Genomic DNA, 14,915 nt, shown 5'->3' with positions numbered 1-14,915 from the left:
TGGGTGTACGTCCTTATTTGATCGTCTGATTGCAGCAGATTCGGTGTTTCATTGACTCGGATCGGTTGTAGCCGAAGGGATGCCAACTTCCTGAAACCCATGCTCTATCAAACATTGGCGCAACTCCGCCAGCGCATTGGAAGGAACGCCTAGCCACAAGAGGTTTCGGGCGCGGGTCACGGCTACATAGCCAATGCGTCCGACCTCGGATTTGACTCCGCCCAGCAGCGCCGAAACGTGCTCCTTGTTTGCCATGTAGAGCACGGCATCTAGGCTTTCGCCCTTTGCCTGGTGAACAGTATCCACGCGGACCCGAGCGGCGCTGGGCGCGGCGAGGTCGGCAGCAACGGCTAACGGGGCATTAGGCAAGCTCTTTTTCGCCAACTTCATGCCGATATTGTCGGTAGGCTTTAGACCGTGATCGCTTTCCAAGATGGCGAGCAATGCCTTCACTCTGGTGAGTAGTTGCGGATGCCATTCCGTGTCGGCCGAAAGTGTCGTGGACGGCAAGCCCGTATCGGGATTTCGCGCAAATCGCCAGATGAGGCGCCGCAGACTTTGGGCCTCGGGGTATCGTGCGGGCTGAGTTATCGAGGCCACCAACCCCTTCGGCGGATCAGCAAGGAGGCTAACGATGCATGTGGCTACGCCCTTGAAGGCGCCTAAATAGTCCTGCTTTTTGTCACGGGCAATGGCAGCCTGAGCAAACCCCTTCACTGTTCCTTGACCGGCCGGGGAATCGTTGCCAGCCAGCTTGTCAGCAAGGTCGCGGCCACGGCATAGCACCGCGGATCGTTCGACTTTCAGTTCTGCTGCAAGCACCGCCGCCTGGAAGGCGGTGACAACTTTATCGCGATCGGCGGTTTTGTACGGAATGAAGAATGCGCCATGCGTGGTATCAGGTGCTTTTCGATCGGGCACATCATTGCGTGCGGACAACTTGTTTGCCAGTTTGACGAGCGGCGGAACAGACCGATAGTTTCGGGTCAATCCAAGGTCCGTGACTCCAGTGCGCCCGCCATACTGAGAGAGAAACGCGCCGTTTGCCCCAGCGAATTCGTAGATACCTTGGTTGGGGTCTCCGATCAGCGAGACTCGTACGCCGGCGCCGATGAGTTGTTCGAGGATGGCTTGGTGGAGCGTGCCAATATCCTGCGCCTCGTCGATAAGAATGTGCGGATACCGGCGAGCCAAGGCTCGCAGGATGACCGGCTGTTCTTGCAGCGTTCGGTAGCACCAGTAACGACCAAGATTGTGCGTGTAGGCGCCCGTCTTCCCTAGTCGATGCACGAGCTTGGATGCGTCGCTTTGATTCAGCTCCACCACCTGATCGTTGTTCACGTAATAGAAATAGACGCCAGACGTGCGTGCGCCGACCTGCATGTTCGTGATGCTGACGGGATAATTCCCTGGCTTGAACGTAAATCCGTTTAGAAACGACTCGCCACCCATGACGAGAAAGGCGGCCTGCGTCGCCCCCATCGTTTGATGGGCATGTGGGTGAAGCACATGGCGCGCGATGAATCCATCCAGCGTATCGATGTCAACACGGTGGCCACCAGTGCCAACAGACATTTCCTTGAGCAGCACCTGGTAGTTCTGTCGGAAAGTATCCACAGCCACATTGGAGAATGAAAGCAACGCAACCCGTCCTCGATGGTCGCCAAGTTGCCGGCGTATTTCCGCGAGCCGTCGAACCGATGTCAGCGTTTTTCCGCTGCCTGCACACGCGATGACAGACATGGGTGCAAGCGCCGCATCGACAATCGCCGACTGTTCCGGGGAAAGCTCCGTCATGGATGCTCCGCTGTCTTCTGGCAGGCGTGCTCAATGGCTAAGCGGATATACTCGGGTACGGTGCATGCGGCTCCCTCAGTCAGAACTTGAGCGAGAGCCTGACCGAATCTCCCTTTTTGGACGTTGCTCTGCGTGCGCTCAAACATGCCGCTGAACAGGAGGCGTGCTTTGTCGGCGTCTCCAGTGGCTGCGTTAACCGCAGTCTCGACGGCTTCGCCTATCTTTGGATGCAGCTCCTTGAGTGCTTTGAGCATGGCCGAACGATTATCTTCATGCAGGGCCAAGTCGTACTCCAGTGTCTTCACTCCGTGAAAAATCTTGACGAGTGTGTCCTCGCTTTGCTTCATCTTGGCCGTATTGTCAGATACCTTGACAGTATCGCCGGCAGCGGGATACAGCGTCTTGGGTTCGCTTCCGTCGGCAGGCGTGTCCACGGGGTCCGCGTCAGTTACCACGGAAACGGGGATCTTCAAGGCATTCTCGCCGAACAAGGGAAGGAAGGAGTCGAAGTTCAGTCCCTCGACGCTGATAAGACTTACGCCATGCTCGCGTAGCTTGTATCCGGCTTTTTCGGCCAACACACTGACCAGCATCAGTTCTGCGGCGCCTTCTACGAAGATGACACGACGGGCAAAAAAGATCTCTGCGCGCGTCACATCGAGGTAACGCTCCAACTTCTCGCGCTTCCCTTTTTCGAAGGCAACGTCGCGGGGGAAGAAGGTTTCGACCGTGCTTCCCGTATCCACCAGACAGGCCAAGCTGTTGATGTCGGCGATGCTGGCAAAATTCGGAGAATGGCTGGTCACGAAAAGCTGGACGGGTTTTTCTCCATCGGTCGCCTTGATCGTTTCCAGATAACCCAAGAGGATGGCTTGGAGCTGAGGATGCAAATGTGCTTCCGGCTCTTCAATAATCAATCCGCGATAGCTTGATTCCGGGTTCTTGGCCAATTCGCTGAGGACCACCGCCATGAAAATCAGGTTATTGAAGCCGAGGCCGTTCTGTTCAATCTCGAAAGCATCGACCATGAGCGAAAGACGGGATGCCAGTCTCTGAAAGTCGCTTCCGCTCAATCCGAGTTCCAGAAGCTGGGCCAACTGCGGGCCTAGCATACTGTCGTGCCGACTCCTGATCGCTGTATGGGTGTTGGTGATCGGCTGATGCTTTTTCAGTTCTTCGTCGAGCTTTTCCAGTGCTTCGTTGATCTCTTTCCGCCCGGCATCGTCGGACAGAAGCTGAAATAACCGGGCAAGTTGGCTACTCCGACTGGGTTTCAAGCTTTGGGAGGCATCACGCAGCGGTGGCAAGTACACCCCGCGCAGATTCTCCATCATGTCGGCGGTCAGCCCGACATCTTCGTGATCGCCGCACCAGCGTTTGGCACGCAGTCGGCCAATCTTATCGGCTTCCGCATAGCGGATGGTGATGTGAGCCTCAGCCTTGCCAGCGGCATCTATCTTCAACGCCGGCAGGAAGTCGGCTTCGTCGTCTTCATCGAGGCCGCGGAATATGTACTGGAACGTGATGTCTCCGCTGGGCGCCCCGCCGTGAGGTCGATGAACGTCATCGACGTCGAGGCGGGGGTAGGGTTCGTCGTGCCCCGCAAGTAACGCCCGTAAGCCGTCAACCACAGCAGTCTTCCCGACATTGTTGGCACCCACCAGAACATTTAAGCCCGGTTGGAATCGCAATTCTGCTTTCTGCAATTTTCGGAAATTCGAGATCGTTAACTGCGCTAAATGCACTTGCGCCCCCTGGTCACAAATTTTGATGTGCCTGCGATGGTTCGAGGTTGTCTTCCCCCGACTGTCAGGCCGCGCTTACGTGTCGAGCATGTCCCAATCGTCGCCCAACATCCATCGGATGGCGGATAGCTTGCCGTTAATCATTCCCCACTCGAAATCGCTCCACGGACCAATGCCGTCCGAGCCAAGTTCGTCTTCTGCTCGCTTGGCCGCCGCAAGAGCGCCTTCCCATACCGTATCTACGGTTGTATTGATCCGCTTCTTGGGCGACAACTTCTCCCACGCCTCGCCACTTACCAGCTTGTGTTTGCCACTCTCGATAGAAATGCGCAAGTTCCAATGCCGGTTGTACCAAACCTGCTTGAAAAGCCTGTGTTCGGCCTCTAGCAGCTCGGATAGTTTGCGTGGTTCCTGGCTGAATTCATGTTCAAACTTGATCTCTTCCAGCAGGTCTTCGGCGAACTCACCTAACAACGGCCCAAGGCTGGTCGCATATCGGGAGCTGCTGTTGTCGAATATCGCGGACAGATCCGAGTGCGGCAGGCGCGAGTCACCGCCGCGATCACTGAAGTCGTGGATGTTATGGGTCACAAAGCCGTACACATCGTCGGCATTGGACCTAAAGGAAAGCGCATCGATGTATGTCTCGATGATAATGGCGTCATCGATGCCATTGCGTTGCCGATGAAATGGGGCGGTTTTTGCGATAGCACGATCTGCCGCTCGGGCCTTAACGGCATCGGCGAGTGCGATGTGATCGGTGGACGCGAATATCTTTTCGATGATCCCGATGGCATCGTTCACCGCCTCACCACCGATCGCTATCCGATGATCGGCCTCATTCAGTTTTCGCAGCGCGTCTTCACGCCCTTCTTCCTGTGAAAACTTCAACATAGCTTCTCGAACTAGCTTGAAATGACTCGACAGACTGCGCTTGCTATCGGCAATGATGCGCTCTTTGTTTCGGTTGAATTCGTCCACCACTATCTGAGGGAGGACGATTTCAAGTTCGCCGGCGTTTTTCATGGCGAGGACAGCATCAAGAAGCGGAAGTTGCCGATAGTCTTTGGCCAGATCCAGCCAGACGCACGTATCTATAAGCAGATGAAGCTTCAAGGCCCCCTCCAAATTTTGATCGTTTGAGCCATCGCATCGGATAGGTCTCGCGGCATTTTGCCCGACAAATGAGATGCTATCTCATGCTGCTGGACGCTTAGGAAGTTTCCGATGGGCGTCCCCGGCCAGGCGGCCGGTCGCGCTCTCGTGCTGCGCATCGAACCTCGCTGCGCGAGTTTCGCCCCCTACGGGCTTCCGTCGCTGACGCCTACGGCCCGGATTCCTCGATCCGGGCCTGCGCGCTTCGCTTGCGTGCGGTCGGCACACAGGAGTGGCCGTTGCCTTGTCCAGCCGTCTCCCCTGACTTCATCACCTTGTCCGCGACTGTAGCCCGCGTCCGTGTGCCGTCAAGGCGCGCAGGGCCGTGTCCTCGGCTGCGCCTGCGGGCCGCACCAACCCTGCGCTTGCCTCCTTGACGGCCCCCGTCCGCGCGCTCCTGACCGTCGCGGGCGATGAACTCAGGAAAGACGGTGGCAACAGGGCCAACCGGGTTCCTCGTGCCGACCGCACAGAACCGCCGAAAGGCGGGCTCCGAATCTAGGAATCCGGTGTGCGGCTCGAACAGCCAACCCTTTTCATCAGGAGAAAGACCATGCAACTCGCTTCCCGTTTCGCTTCGCGCTCGCCGGTACTGCGTTCCGACTATCCGCTGTCGGATGACCAGATTCGCGCCGTAGCGCCTTCTATCTTTGCGGACGCCCCGCACGAAAGCCGTTCCGAGCGGTACAGCTACATTCCCACCGCGACCGTGCTGCAAGAACTGCGCGGCGAAGGCTTCGAGCCTTTCATGGTGTGCCAGACCCGCGTGCGGCAGGACGACCGCCGCGACTACACGAAGCACATGATCCGGCTACGCCACGCCAGCCAGATCAACGGCCGCGAAGCCAACGAAATCATCCTGCTGAACTCCCATGACGGGACGAGCAGTTATCAGATGCTGGCCGGCATGTTCCGGTTCGTGTGCCAGAACGGCCTTGTTTGCGGCGACACCGTGGCGGACGTGCGCGTACCCCACAAGGGCGACGTAGCCGGGCACGTCATCGAAGGCGCTTACGAAGTCCTGCACGGCTTCGACCGCGCGCAGGCATCTCGCGATGCCATGCAGTCGATCACGCTGGACAGCGGCGAGGCGGAAGTATTCGCCCGCGCTGCGCTGGCGTTGAAATACGACGAGGCAACGCCCGCACCCATCACGGAATCGCAAATCCTGATGCCGCGCCGCCACGACGACAGCCGTCGCGACCTGTGGAGCGTGTTCAACCGCACCCAAGAAAACCTCATCAAAGGCGGCCTGTCCGCCCGTGCCGCGAATGGTCGCCGCCAGACCACCCGCCCGGTGCAGGGCATCGACAACGGCATCCGCCTGAATCGCGCCCTGTGGCTGCTGGCCGATGGCCTGCGCCAGTTGAAAGCCTGATTCCCCACGCGGCAGGGGCAGGCAGCAGCCCTTGCCGCTTCTCCCGCTGCTGCATCCCTAACCGCAAGGAGTTGTCACCATGAACGCCGTTACCAAAACCGAAGTCATCGCCCTCGAAACCGCCGCGCCACTGGAAGTGGCCGACCCGACCAAGAACCTGATTCTGGTTCCGCTGTCGCAACTGTTGCCGCGCCGTTCCAAGCGCAACGTCCGCACGACCCCGCGCCAGTCCATCCCCGAACTGGCCGCGAGCATCGCCCGCGTCGGCCTGCTGCAAAACCTCATCGTCATCCTGTCCGCCGATGGCGAGCAGTACGAAGTCGTCGCGGGCGACCGCCGCCTGACCGCGTTGAAGCTGCTGGCGAAGAAGAAGCGCGTCGCTGCCGACTACGACGTGCCGTGCCTGCTGGTGGCCGATGCTTCCGCCCGTACTGTCAGCCTCGCCGAGAACGTGCAGCGCGAGGCCATGCACCCCGCCGACCAGTTCGCGGCCTTCGCCGCGCTGGTCAAGGAAGGCCGTCCCATCGAGGACATTGCCGCCGACTTCGGCGTGTCCCCGCTGGTCGTGCAGCGCCGTCTCAAGCTCGCCAACGTCTCGCCGCGCCTGCTGGCCGACTACCGCACCGGAGCCGCCACGCTGGAACAGTTGATGGCCTTGACCATCACCGACGACCACGCCGCGCAGGAAGCCGCGTACTACGGTGCGCCCGAATGGCAGCGCGGCGCATCCGCGCTGCGCGACCGCCTGACCGAGCGCGAAATCACCGCCACGCATCCGCTGGTGCGTTTCGTCGGGCTGGACACCTACACGCAGGCCGGTGGCGGTATCCGCCGCGACCTGTTCGCGGAAGGCGATGCCGGAACCTACCTCACCGACGCCGCGCTGCTGGAAATGCTGGTACGCGGCAAGCTGGACGCGCAGGCCGAGGACGTGCGCGCCGAGGGCTGGGCGTGGGTGGAAGCCGTGCCGCACATGAGCCACGCCGACCGCCAGACGTTCCAGAACGCACCGCGCCAGCGCCGCGAGCCGACCGCCCGCGAAACCCGCCGTATCGCGTCCCTGCAAACCCGTCTCGATAAGCTCGACACCGAACTGGAAGCTGCCTACGACGCCGAGGACGAGGACAAGACCGAGGCGTTGGAACCGCGCCGCGAGCAGGTGGCCGAGGAACTGCAAGCCATCGAAGAAGGCTTGCGCGACTACGCCCCGGACGTGCGCGCCGTGGCCGGTGCCATCGTCACGCTCGACCGCGAAGGCGAAGCCGTGATTCATCGCGGTCTGCTGCGCGAGGCCGAGGCGAAGGCGTTGCGGACGCTGGAAAAGCTGCGGCAGGGTTTCAGTGCAGGCGACGGTGCGAACGACGAGGAAGGCCACGACGAAGGCGACGCGCCCAAGACCGCGAGCCTGTCCGACCGGCTGGCGCAGCGGTTGAGCGCCCACCGCACAGCGGCGCTGCAAATCGAAGTCGCACGGCATCCGCACGTTGCGCTGGCCGCGTTGGTGCATGGCATGGTGCGGATCGTCTTGCAGGATGGATACCACCGCGACGGCTTGCCGTTCGGCGTGAGCCTGAAAGTGCAAGACCGACTGGAAGACATGGCCCCGGACATGCCGGAATCGCCTGCCGCCGTGGCGCTGCGCGAATTGCAGGAAGTCGCAGGCGAAGCCTTGCCGCAGGACAGCGCCGACCTGTTCGCCGCGTTGCAGGCGAAGTCGCAAGACGAGCTGGTGCGCCTGCTGGCCGTGTGCGTGGCGTCCACGGTGGACGTGGTAACGCCTCGCGCTTCGCAGCAGCAATCCGGCGCGGCGGAACTGGCGCAGGCCGTGGAGTTGGACATGGCGGCATGGTGGAAGCCGACCGCCGAGGGCTATTTCCGCCACATCGCCAAGCCCGCGATTCTGGAAGCCGTGGGCGCGTTCGCACCGTCGAGCGTCACCCGGCTGGCGAAGTTGAAGAAGGCCGACATTGCCAGCGAAGCGGAACGGCTGGCGGATGGCACCGGCTGGATGCCCGCCGTGTTCCAGATCGACCACCACACCGAGCCGGAAGGTGCGCCCGAGGCGAAGGACGAAGCGGATGCGCCAGACGATGCCGCCGAGGTGGAGGAAGCGCACGCGCTGGCCGCGTGAGGCCGCAGCATGGCCCCGGCGCACCGCGCCGGGGTTTTTACCCGAACCGGGCGCGGCAAGTCTGCCGCGCCCGGATTCAACGTCCACCCCAAAACCGCCGCGTCGCCGCCTTTGACCAGGCGGCGACGCGGCGGGCGCGCAATAGCCTTGCGCGCCACAGCGAATCGGTGCCCGCTGGCGCGGGCAGGGTTCTAATCGCGCCCCGCCGCAAGAGACGGGGCTTGTGGGCTACGCCCCGGCTTGCTGCGGCAGGTTGTGCCAAAGCGTGCCGTCCTCGACGCTGACGGTTCGCCGCCTGTCCGTCACGAAGGACGGTTCACCGACACGCCGCCCGGTCTTGCGATGGAGCTTCCACGCCACGCCTCAACCACGATGGCCGCCTGCTGGCGGCAGGTGGCGTTCTTGCCTTGTCGCTGGCGATTGCCCTTGCCCGCGTCAGGGCGCAAGCCGGTAAAGCCGTCACGCGGAAATGCCGAGGTCGGCCATGTCTCCTTTCGGGTGCGGGCGGCCTGTGCGTCCTTGGCTTGTCGTGAATCTGGCGAAGGCACGGCTGCGCCTTGGGCTTCATGGCCGCAACCTTCCAGCGAAAACAATTTCCCCTGCGCTGCGCGCATTCCTCGCGGGACAAATTCTTTTCGCTTCCAGGTTCTCCACTGCATTGCGACCGCAAGCGGTGCGACCCGCCCATCCCCCGCCGGCCGGTTCACAACAAGGACGCACTGGCGCGACCTTGTTCAACCCGAAAGGAGAAACATCATGGCTAACATCGGCACCTTCACCGCAGAGAAAGACGGCTTCACCGGCACGCTTCGCACCCTGACGTTCAACGTCAAGGTCAAGCTGGTTCCCAACGACAAGGGCGACAGCGAGAACGCCCCCGACTTCCGCGTGCAGGCGGCGGGTCACGACATCGGCGCGGCGTGGAAGAAAGTCAGCAAGGCCGAACGGCCCTACGTGTCCGTGACCCTGGACGATCCTTCGTTCCCGGCAACGGTCTATGCCCGCCTGATCGAAGGCGAGGACGGCACGCACGACCTGATCTGGTCGCGCAGCAAGCCGCAGCAGGCGGACTGACGCCGCCCACCGCGCCCCGTCCCTTGCGGCGGGGCGCTTGCCGTGTGACGCCTACGCTTCGGACGCCGCGAGCTGGCGTTCCGTTTCGGTCATCACCACGGCTGTACTGCATTTAAGCGCGCTGGCGATCTTGAAGATGATCGCCAGCGTGGGCATGTGCTCGCCGCGCTCGACCTTCCCCATATGGGAACGCTCGATGCCGGCCAGGTTGGCCAGCGATTCCTGCGCAATCCCGCGTTCCGTTCGCAGTGCGCGCACCGCCGCGCCGAAGGCTTGCGCCAGTTCGGCATCGAAGGTGGTAGCACCGGCCGGACGGCCGGGTTGGACGGATCGCTTCTGCATGGACAGAAGCGTCCAATCGCGGGACAATTAAAACCACGTTATCTTTAACTCATTGGCAGCAATTTAGGTTCGCTTCCGTGCCTTTACGGAAATCCGCATCGGCGGATTCCGACAGAATCAGGGAACCGTATCCGTGCTTTTCCTGGCCTGCACAATTCCGCTTTCGCTCTTCTGCGCATGTACGGATTCGATGGCTTGCGCCTTCGTGTTTCCGCACGAAAGCACGCATCCGCTTCGTCAGTTCCGTGCTTCGCAAGAAAAGCGCATCCTTGCATTGTCGGATTCGTGGGATACCCGCCCATGACCCAGCCACTCGTCACCGCAGAACAGCGCGCGCAGCTACTCGCCGTCGGTGCGGCGCGTGCTGCGGGGCAGGACATTGACCCGCTGCCGGTGGTGCGACTGTTCACGCCGGACGCGCACGCGACCTGGTTGCTGGCTTCGCTCGATCCCGCCGATGGCGATACCGCCTGGGGACTGATCGACCTTGGTATCGGGATGCCGGCGCTCGGGACGGTCAAGCTGTCCGACCTGGCCGGTATCGTCGGGCCGCAGCAACGGCCTGTCTTGCGCGACCTCTATTTCCACGCCGCACGGCCACTATCGGAGTACGTCAGGCTGGCGCAGCGCGACGGCTCCATTCCTGACTAAGCGGGGCGTATTGTGTCTTTCTCGGTCTAGGTCAAGACAGTTGCGGTCTGGATCGGCACTCTGGCACCAAGCCGGTGCGGCCCTGACCGAAAGAGACAGGATGCGCGGCGCGGCTTACGGCAGGGTGTCCGGTGCTGCTCGCCATTTCCGTGCGGCGCAGCCGTTGCATTCGGACGACCCTTGCAAGGCACCGGAGCTAATCGGTCTTGACACCCCTCGTTACAGCTTGATTTTTCGCTTACTTGATGGCGCTTTGATGTTGTAGCTCCTGTGTTCGACGCCCGTGGTGACGTGCCTGTTTGACAGGAGGTTGTGTCATGGCTGATCGAAGCGCCGATGCCTGGTATCCCACCGCCGCGTACCTGTACGTCCTGCATCTGGATGGCCCCGCACTGGCCTGGGAGTACCTGCGCCGCCATCCCGACTACCGGCGCGACTGGCTGCGCCGTCGCTTCCGCCCGGATGCGGCGCACGCCTGGGGCTTGCGCCTGCTGGAAGACCCGACACTGGATGCACGCGACGCACATCCAGACTGGTTTCCCGATCCTGTTGGCGTGATCCAGCTCTACCCGGATGCCGACCCGCCACCGAAAGCCAACGCCTTCGCGTTCTGGCGCATTCCCGGTCGCAAGCACCTGATCCATGACGGCAAGCGCCTCGTGCTGACCGCACGTTGGCCACGCTGCTGCGTGCGGCTTGTATTGGCGCAGGGTCTGGCCGATGGCATGGCCTATCTCTATGCCGTTCGCGCCTGCGTCACAGCTCGCGCGAGCTACCGCACGATCACGGCCGAACTGGACATGCTGGCAACGGTAGACGCAGCCGTGCCTGCGGCAGCGGCCCGCTCGCGGCCCACGTCTGCCGCGCTGCTGGAGCTGCACACTTTGCAGGCGCTCGACGCCGCCCTCGCGGGCGCATCCTTGCGCAAAACCGCCATCGGACTGTTTGGCGCGGATGCCGTGGCCGCCAACTGGTACACCGACGGCGGCCTGCGCTCGCGCGTGCGCCGCCTGGTGCGGCGCGGCCAATCGCTGATGCGCGGCGGCTACCGCCGCTTTGCACAGCTCGATTGACCTGCGCAGGGTCGCTTTGCCTACGTTGCAAAACGACCCTCCGCGCAACGCGTCGCTTTCCCAAGACTGCCTCCATCCGGTCGCGCTGTGTGGCCGGGCGTTCCTGACCGATGGAGGTTCATCCGATGCGTCCCGCTCCCTTGCGGCCTGCCGCCGCACCCGTCGCCACGACACCGCAACCCCAACGCTACCTTACCAACGACGAAGCCGCCGAGTACCTGCGGCTGTCGCCGCGCACGCTCGAAAAGCAACGCGTGATTGGCAACGGGCCGAAATTCCGCAAGTTCGGCCGCCGCGTGATGTACGCAGCAGTCGATCTCGATGCCTGGGCCGACCAGCGCAGCTACGAAACCACGTCCGATCCCGAATACGCCGAGCATCACTCGGCGGACAACCGTGCGCGCTGACGGGCGACTCGCCGGTGGCCATCGCCATGCCCAGCCCATCGCGGGAGCGGGAACAGCTCGACCTGTTCCGCGCCTTGCCGGGCGACATGGTGCCGCGCGACGCCCAGGACTTGATGGCCTTTCCGTTCTTCTCGCTGGCGAAGTCGCGGCGCACCGCGCCGATCGACTTCCGCAGCGGCAACGTCACGATCCGCGTGGAGGGCACGCAGGAGCACGGCATAGCGACCATCTGGGACGCGGACGTGCTGATCTGGGCGGCCTCGCAGATCGTGGAAGCGCGCGACGCGGGCCTACGGCCGTCGCGGCTGATGCAGGCCACGCCCTACGAGATCCTGCGCTTCATCGGACGCGGGGTGTCGCTGCGCGACTACCAGCGCCTCAAGGCCGCGCTCGACCGGCTGCAATCGACGACCGTAGCGACTTCCATCCGCGAGACGACTGGGCGGCGCCTACATCGCTTCTCGTGGATCAACGAATGGAAGGAGCTGGCCGACGCCCGCGGCACGCCGCTGGGCATCGAGTTGATCCTGCCGGACTGGTTCTATGCCGGCGTGCTCGACGCCGCCCTGGTGCTGACCATCGACCCGTCGTATTTCCGGCTGACCGGCGGTATCGAGCGATGGCTGTACCGGCTCGTGCGCAAGCACGGCGGGAGACAGGAACACGGCTGGCAATTCGACTTCCGGCACCTGCACAAGAAATCGGGCAGCACGGCGAAGCCCTACGACTTCGCCTGCGACTTACGCGCGCTGGTCGCGCGGCAGTCGCTGCCCGGTTACGTGCTCGGCATCGAGCGGATACCGGACAGCAACACCGAATTGTTGACCTTTCGGCCCGTGCCGTTCACGGCACGGGGATAACTCGGGGACATCGTGTGGACGGCCTCGTGCTATCAGGCGTGCCGGGTATCGTGCTATCAGGCGTGTCCCTATCGTGCTATCAGGCGTGCGAAATCGCCGCAAAGCCAATAACGGCGCGGGTTTGCGCTCCCTCTAACTTCTCTAACTTAAAAGCTCTAACTGGTAGTAAGAGCGCGCCGCTTCGGTGGACAACCGCCAAACGGCACCATGCGCAACCGCGAAAACCCGGCTTTCCAGCACGGAGGACCGCGCCATGATCGTTGCGCTGCTCAACCAGAAAGGCGGCGTCGGCAAGACCACGCTCGCCACGCACATCGCCGGCGAGCTGGCGATGCGTGGCCAGCACGTCGTCCTGCTCGATGCCGACCCGCAAGGCTCGTCGCTGGACTGGACGCAGCGGCGCGCCCAGCAGGGCTTGCCGCGCCTGTTCAGCGCCGTGGGCCTGGCCCGCGAGACGCTACATCAGGAGGCGCCAGAGCTGGCCCGCCGTGCCGATCACGTCGTCATCGACGGCCCGCCGCGCATCGCCGCCCTGGCGCGCTCTGCACTGCTGGCGGCCGAGCGCGTGCTGATTCCCGTGCAGCCCAGCCCCTACGACTTGTGGGCGTCCGCCGAGATGGTGGCGCTGATCCGCGAAGCGCAGGTATTCCGGCCTGCGCTGCACGCGGCCTTTGTCGTCAATCGGCGCGTCAGCACCACCATCATCGGCCGCGAGGCACACGGCGCGCTCGCCGAGCAGCCACTACCTGCGCTGCGCTCGGAAGTGCATCAGCGCATCGTGTTCGCCGACAGCGTAGCCGATGGCCGGCTTGCACGCGAGACAGCACCCGACAGCGCCGCCGCACGCGAGATCACCGCGCTCACCGACGAGCTGCTGCGGTGGCCGACATGACGACTGCGCGCGGCAAACGCATCGGCATCGGCGCACGTCCGCCAGCAAACCCGCACGCCGAAGCGTGGGTTCGCCAGGGCGACGCCGATGGCCTCCAGAAAGGCGACCTCTACACCGCACGCCTGACCCTCGACATCACGCCCGCGATGCGGGCGCGTATCAAGGTGTCGGCCTTCACGCAGGGCGTGACCGTCGCCGAACTGCTGCGCGCACTGCTGGAACGCGAGTTCCCGGAGAAAACCTCATGAACGCATCCGCTCTGGCGGCCACGACTGCGCCGCCGCCATCGCTTACAGTGCTCATCGGTCAGGTCGGCATCGCACCGCTGACCCGCGTTTCGCTCGCCTATATCGAGCAGCGCATCGACGTGTATCTACGCTTCGGCGAACCGGCGCGCACCATCCGGCTCGACCGCTGGCGCCGTGTCGCCGTGTTCCTGCCGCGCGCCATGTTTTGCCGCATTCGCTGGCACGCCAACGACTACGGCACGATCCGCTGGCAACTCATGGTAATGCAGGCTTGCACGCCGCTGGACGCGGCGCAGCGCATCCCCGGCGTGTTGCCGGGCGCGCGCCTGCTGCTGCATGCCGAGAGCAAGCCTGCCGTGCGCGCCGTGCTGGCGCAGCTCGACGCCATCGAGGCGCAAGGTATCGCGCCCGCCGACGTGTCGCCCGCGTACTGGCGCACGCTCGGCAACCGGCTCGCGGCACGCTTGCCGTTGCCCGCGTACACCGCCGAGCGGCACGCCGCCTGGCTGGCTGGGAGGTCGCGGCCATGACGAGTATTTTTCCATCCGGCACCGCACCGCATTCTCGTTCGCGCCTGCGCGCTCGCCTCGTGCTGGCGGGCCTGTCCGCCTGCGGCTTCGCTGCGCTGGCCTGGGCGGCTTTCGTGCAGCCGCTGCCGCGTCTGACCTACAACCCGTCCGACAGCGTGGCGGTCGGCTGGTATCGCGTCGATCTGCTCGACCATCGGGCCGGCTCGCTGCCACGTCCGTTGTCCGTGGACAGCATCGTGCTCGTCCCGTTGCCGACCGAAGCCGCTGCACTGGCGGCGCAGCGCGGCTACCTGCCAATGCGCGTTCCCTTGCTCAAGCGCATCGGTGCGGTCGCGCCGCAGGAGGTGTGCATCGTCGGTCGCAGCGTGCGCATCGACGGCGTGCCGATGGCCCCCGTGCTGCCCGCTGATCGCATAGGCCGTCCGCTGCCATCCTGGCAGCAGTGCCGCCGCCTCGCACCGGGCGAACTGTTCCTGTTGAGCGTGACCAACCCAGCGTCGTTCGACAGTCGCTATTTCGGGCCGATTGCTGCTTCCACGGTGATCGGTGTCGCGCATCCGGTCTGGCTGGAGACACGCTGATGATGGCCACCGATTCGCTGCGCTTCCTCGTGCCATCCGGCGTGCCGTTTT

The 14,915-nt window shown here is 63.3% G+C and carries 16 protein-coding genes; 11 read left to right on the top strand and 5 right to left on the bottom strand.

Annotated features, from left to right (window positions below; genetic code table 11):
• Positions 1–48 precede the first annotated feature (48 nt).
• From H143_RS20270 to H143_RS0108545, 3 genes are all read right to left on the bottom strand, one after another.
• A complete protein-coding gene (locus H143_RS20270; RefSeq protein WP_033365436.1) occupies positions 49–1,797 on the bottom strand; it encodes a UvrD-helicase domain-containing protein in 1,749 nt (582 codons plus the stop codon).
• Positions 1,794–3,542 carry an ATP-dependent endonuclease gene (locus tag H143_RS0108550; protein ID WP_019937820.1) on the bottom strand — a complete coding sequence of 583 codons (1,749 nt, stop codon included), beginning with the start codon at positions 3,540–3,542 and terminating at the stop codon, positions 1,794–1,796. Before H143_RS0108550 ends, H143_RS20270 begins: the two co-directional genes overlap by 4 nt.
• Before the next feature lie 75 nt (positions 3,543–3,617).
• Positions 3,618–4,658, bottom strand: coding sequence for a PIN domain-containing protein (locus H143_RS0108545; protein WP_026349858.1), 1,041 nt, complete (start codon positions 4,656–4,658; stop codon positions 3,618–3,620).
• Positions 4,659–5,250: 592 nt separating this feature from the next.
• Here H143_RS0108545 and H143_RS0108540 point away from each other — a divergent pair.
• Both H143_RS0108540 and H143_RS0108535 read left to right on the top strand, forming a co-directional pair.
• Positions 5,251–6,075 (top strand): DUF932 domain-containing protein, encoded by an 825-nt coding sequence (locus tag H143_RS0108540; protein ID WP_019937817.1) that lies wholly within the window; start codon positions 5,251–5,253, stop codon positions 6,073–6,075.
• A 79-nt stretch (positions 6,076–6,154) separates the two neighbouring features.
• On the top strand, positions 6,155–8,206 hold the full coding sequence (locus tag H143_RS0108535) for a ParB/RepB/Spo0J family partition protein (RefSeq protein ID WP_019937816.1): 2,052 nt from the start codon (positions 6,155–6,157) through the stop codon (positions 8,204–8,206).
• 302 nt (positions 8,207–8,508) lie between these two features.
• Here the strand turns inward: H143_RS0108535 and H143_RS0108530 are convergent, their stop codons facing one another.
• A complete protein-coding gene (locus H143_RS0108530; protein ID WP_155803356.1) occupies positions 8,509–8,754 on the bottom strand; it encodes a hypothetical protein in 246 nt (81 codons plus the stop codon).
• 208 nt (positions 8,755–8,962) lie between these two features.
• Here H143_RS0108530 and H143_RS0108525 point away from each other — a divergent pair, with 208 nt between their 5' ends.
• A complete protein-coding gene (locus tag H143_RS0108525) occupies positions 8,963–9,280 on the top strand; it encodes a DUF736 domain-containing protein (RefSeq protein ID WP_019937814.1) in 318 nt (105 codons plus the stop codon).
• Between the two features lie 51 nt (positions 9,281–9,331).
• Here the strand turns inward: H143_RS0108525 and H143_RS0108520 are convergent, their stop codons facing one another.
• A complete protein-coding gene (locus tag H143_RS0108520) occupies positions 9,332–9,622 on the bottom strand; it encodes a helix-turn-helix domain-containing protein (RefSeq protein WP_026349857.1) in 291 nt (96 codons plus the stop codon).
• A 300-nt stretch (positions 9,623–9,922) separates the two neighbouring features.
• Here H143_RS0108520 and H143_RS0108515 point away from each other — a divergent pair, with 300 nt between their 5' ends.
• The 8 genes from H143_RS0108515 (at position 9,923) to H143_RS0108480 (ending at position 14,864) form a co-directional block, all read left to right on the top strand.
• Complete coding sequence (locus H143_RS0108515) at positions 9,923–10,273, top strand: DUF2958 domain-containing protein (RefSeq protein WP_019937812.1); 351 nt, start codon at positions 9,923–9,925, stop codon at positions 10,271–10,273.
• A gap of 317 nt (positions 10,274–10,590) precedes the next feature.
• Positions 10,591–11,346, top strand: coding sequence for a DNA -binding domain-containing protein (locus tag H143_RS0108510; protein ID WP_019937811.1), 756 nt, complete (start codon positions 10,591–10,593; stop codon positions 11,344–11,346).
• A 125-nt stretch (positions 11,347–11,471) separates the two neighbouring features.
• Positions 11,472–11,753 (top strand): AlpA family transcriptional regulator, encoded by a 282-nt coding sequence (locus H143_RS0108505; protein WP_019937810.1) that lies wholly within the window; start codon positions 11,472–11,474, stop codon positions 11,751–11,753.
• A gap of 26 nt (positions 11,754–11,779) precedes the next feature.
• Positions 11,780–12,613, top strand: coding sequence for a replication initiator protein A (locus H143_RS0108500; RefSeq protein WP_033366288.1), 834 nt, complete (start codon positions 11,780–11,782; stop codon positions 12,611–12,613).
• 253 nt (positions 12,614–12,866) lie between these two features.
• Positions 12,867–13,505 (top strand): ParA family partition ATPase, encoded by a 639-nt coding sequence (gene parA / locus H143_RS0108495; protein ID WP_019937808.1) that lies wholly within the window; start codon positions 12,867–12,869, stop codon positions 13,503–13,505.
• The gene (locus H143_RS0108490; RefSeq protein ID WP_019937807.1) at positions 13,502–13,753 is read left to right on the top strand and encodes a hypothetical protein; all 252 of its coding nucleotides are present in this window, start codon (positions 13,502–13,504) and stop codon (positions 13,751–13,753) included. The genes parA and H143_RS0108490 overlap by 4 nt, the downstream gene beginning before the upstream one ends.
• Positions 13,750–14,283, top strand: a complete 534-nt coding sequence (locus tag H143_RS0108485) for a DUF2840 domain-containing protein (RefSeq protein ID WP_019937806.1) — start codon at positions 13,750–13,752, stop codon at positions 14,281–14,283. Before H143_RS0108490 ends, H143_RS0108485 begins: the two co-directional genes overlap by 4 nt.
• Positions 14,280–14,864 (top strand): S26 family signal peptidase, encoded by a 585-nt coding sequence (locus H143_RS0108480; RefSeq protein WP_019937805.1) that lies wholly within the window; start codon positions 14,280–14,282, stop codon positions 14,862–14,864. Before H143_RS0108485 ends, H143_RS0108480 begins: the two co-directional genes overlap by 4 nt.
• Positions 14,865–14,915 lie beyond the last annotated feature (51 nt).

The organism is Bordetella sp. FB-8 (assembly GCF_000382185.1).
GTDB lineage: Bacteria > Pseudomonadota > Gammaproteobacteria > Burkholderiales > Burkholderiaceae_B > Bordetella.
The sequence above is the reverse complement of the archived record's forward strand: the minus strand, read 5'-3'. Positions and strand labels throughout refer to the sequence as shown.

Bases quoted from the DNA above. Each gene is read 5' to 3' on its own strand.
- H143_RS0108505 (WP_019937810.1), top strand. From the start codon at position 11,472: ATGCGTCCCGCTCCCTTGCGGCCTGCCGCCGCACCCGTCGCCACGACA.
- H143_RS0108525 (WP_019937814.1), top strand. From the start codon at position 8,963: ATGGCTAACATCGGCACCTTCACCGCAGAGAAAGACGGCTTCACCGGC.
- H143_RS0108540 (WP_019937817.1), top strand. From the start codon at position 5,251: ATGCAACTCGCTTCCCGTTTCGCTTCGCGCTCGCCGGTACTGCGTTCC.
- H143_RS0108500 (WP_033366288.1), top strand. From the start codon at position 11,780: ATGCCCAGCCCATCGCGGGAGCGGGAACAGCTCGACCTGTTCCGCGCC.
- H143_RS0108510 (WP_019937811.1), top strand. From the start codon at position 10,591: ATGGCTGATCGAAGCGCCGATGCCTGGTATCCCACCGCCGCGTACCTG.
- H143_RS0108520 (WP_026349857.1), bottom strand. From the start codon at position 9,622: ATGCAGAAGCGATCCGTCCAACCCGGCCGTCCGGCCGGTGCTACCACC.
- H143_RS0108535 (WP_019937816.1), top strand. From the start codon at position 6,155: ATGAACGCCGTTACCAAAACCGAAGTCATCGCCCTCGAAACCGCCGCG.
- H143_RS0108515 (WP_019937812.1), top strand. From the start codon at position 9,923: ATGACCCAGCCACTCGTCACCGCAGAACAGCGCGCGCAGCTACTCGCC.
- H143_RS0108480 (WP_019937805.1), top strand. From the start codon at position 14,280: ATGACGAGTATTTTTCCATCCGGCACCGCACCGCATTCTCGTTCGCGC.
- H143_RS0108490 (WP_019937807.1), top strand. From the start codon at position 13,502: ATGACGACTGCGCGCGGCAAACGCATCGGCATCGGCGCACGTCCGCCA.
- parA (WP_019937808.1), top strand. From the start codon at position 12,867: ATGATCGTTGCGCTGCTCAACCAGAAAGGCGGCGTCGGCAAGACCACG.
- H143_RS0108485 (WP_019937806.1), top strand. From the start codon at position 13,750: ATGAACGCATCCGCTCTGGCGGCCACGACTGCGCCGCCGCCATCGCTT.
- H143_RS20270 (WP_033365436.1), bottom strand. From the start codon at position 1,797: ATGACGGAGCTTTCCCCGGAACAGTCGGCGATTGTCGATGCGGCGCTT.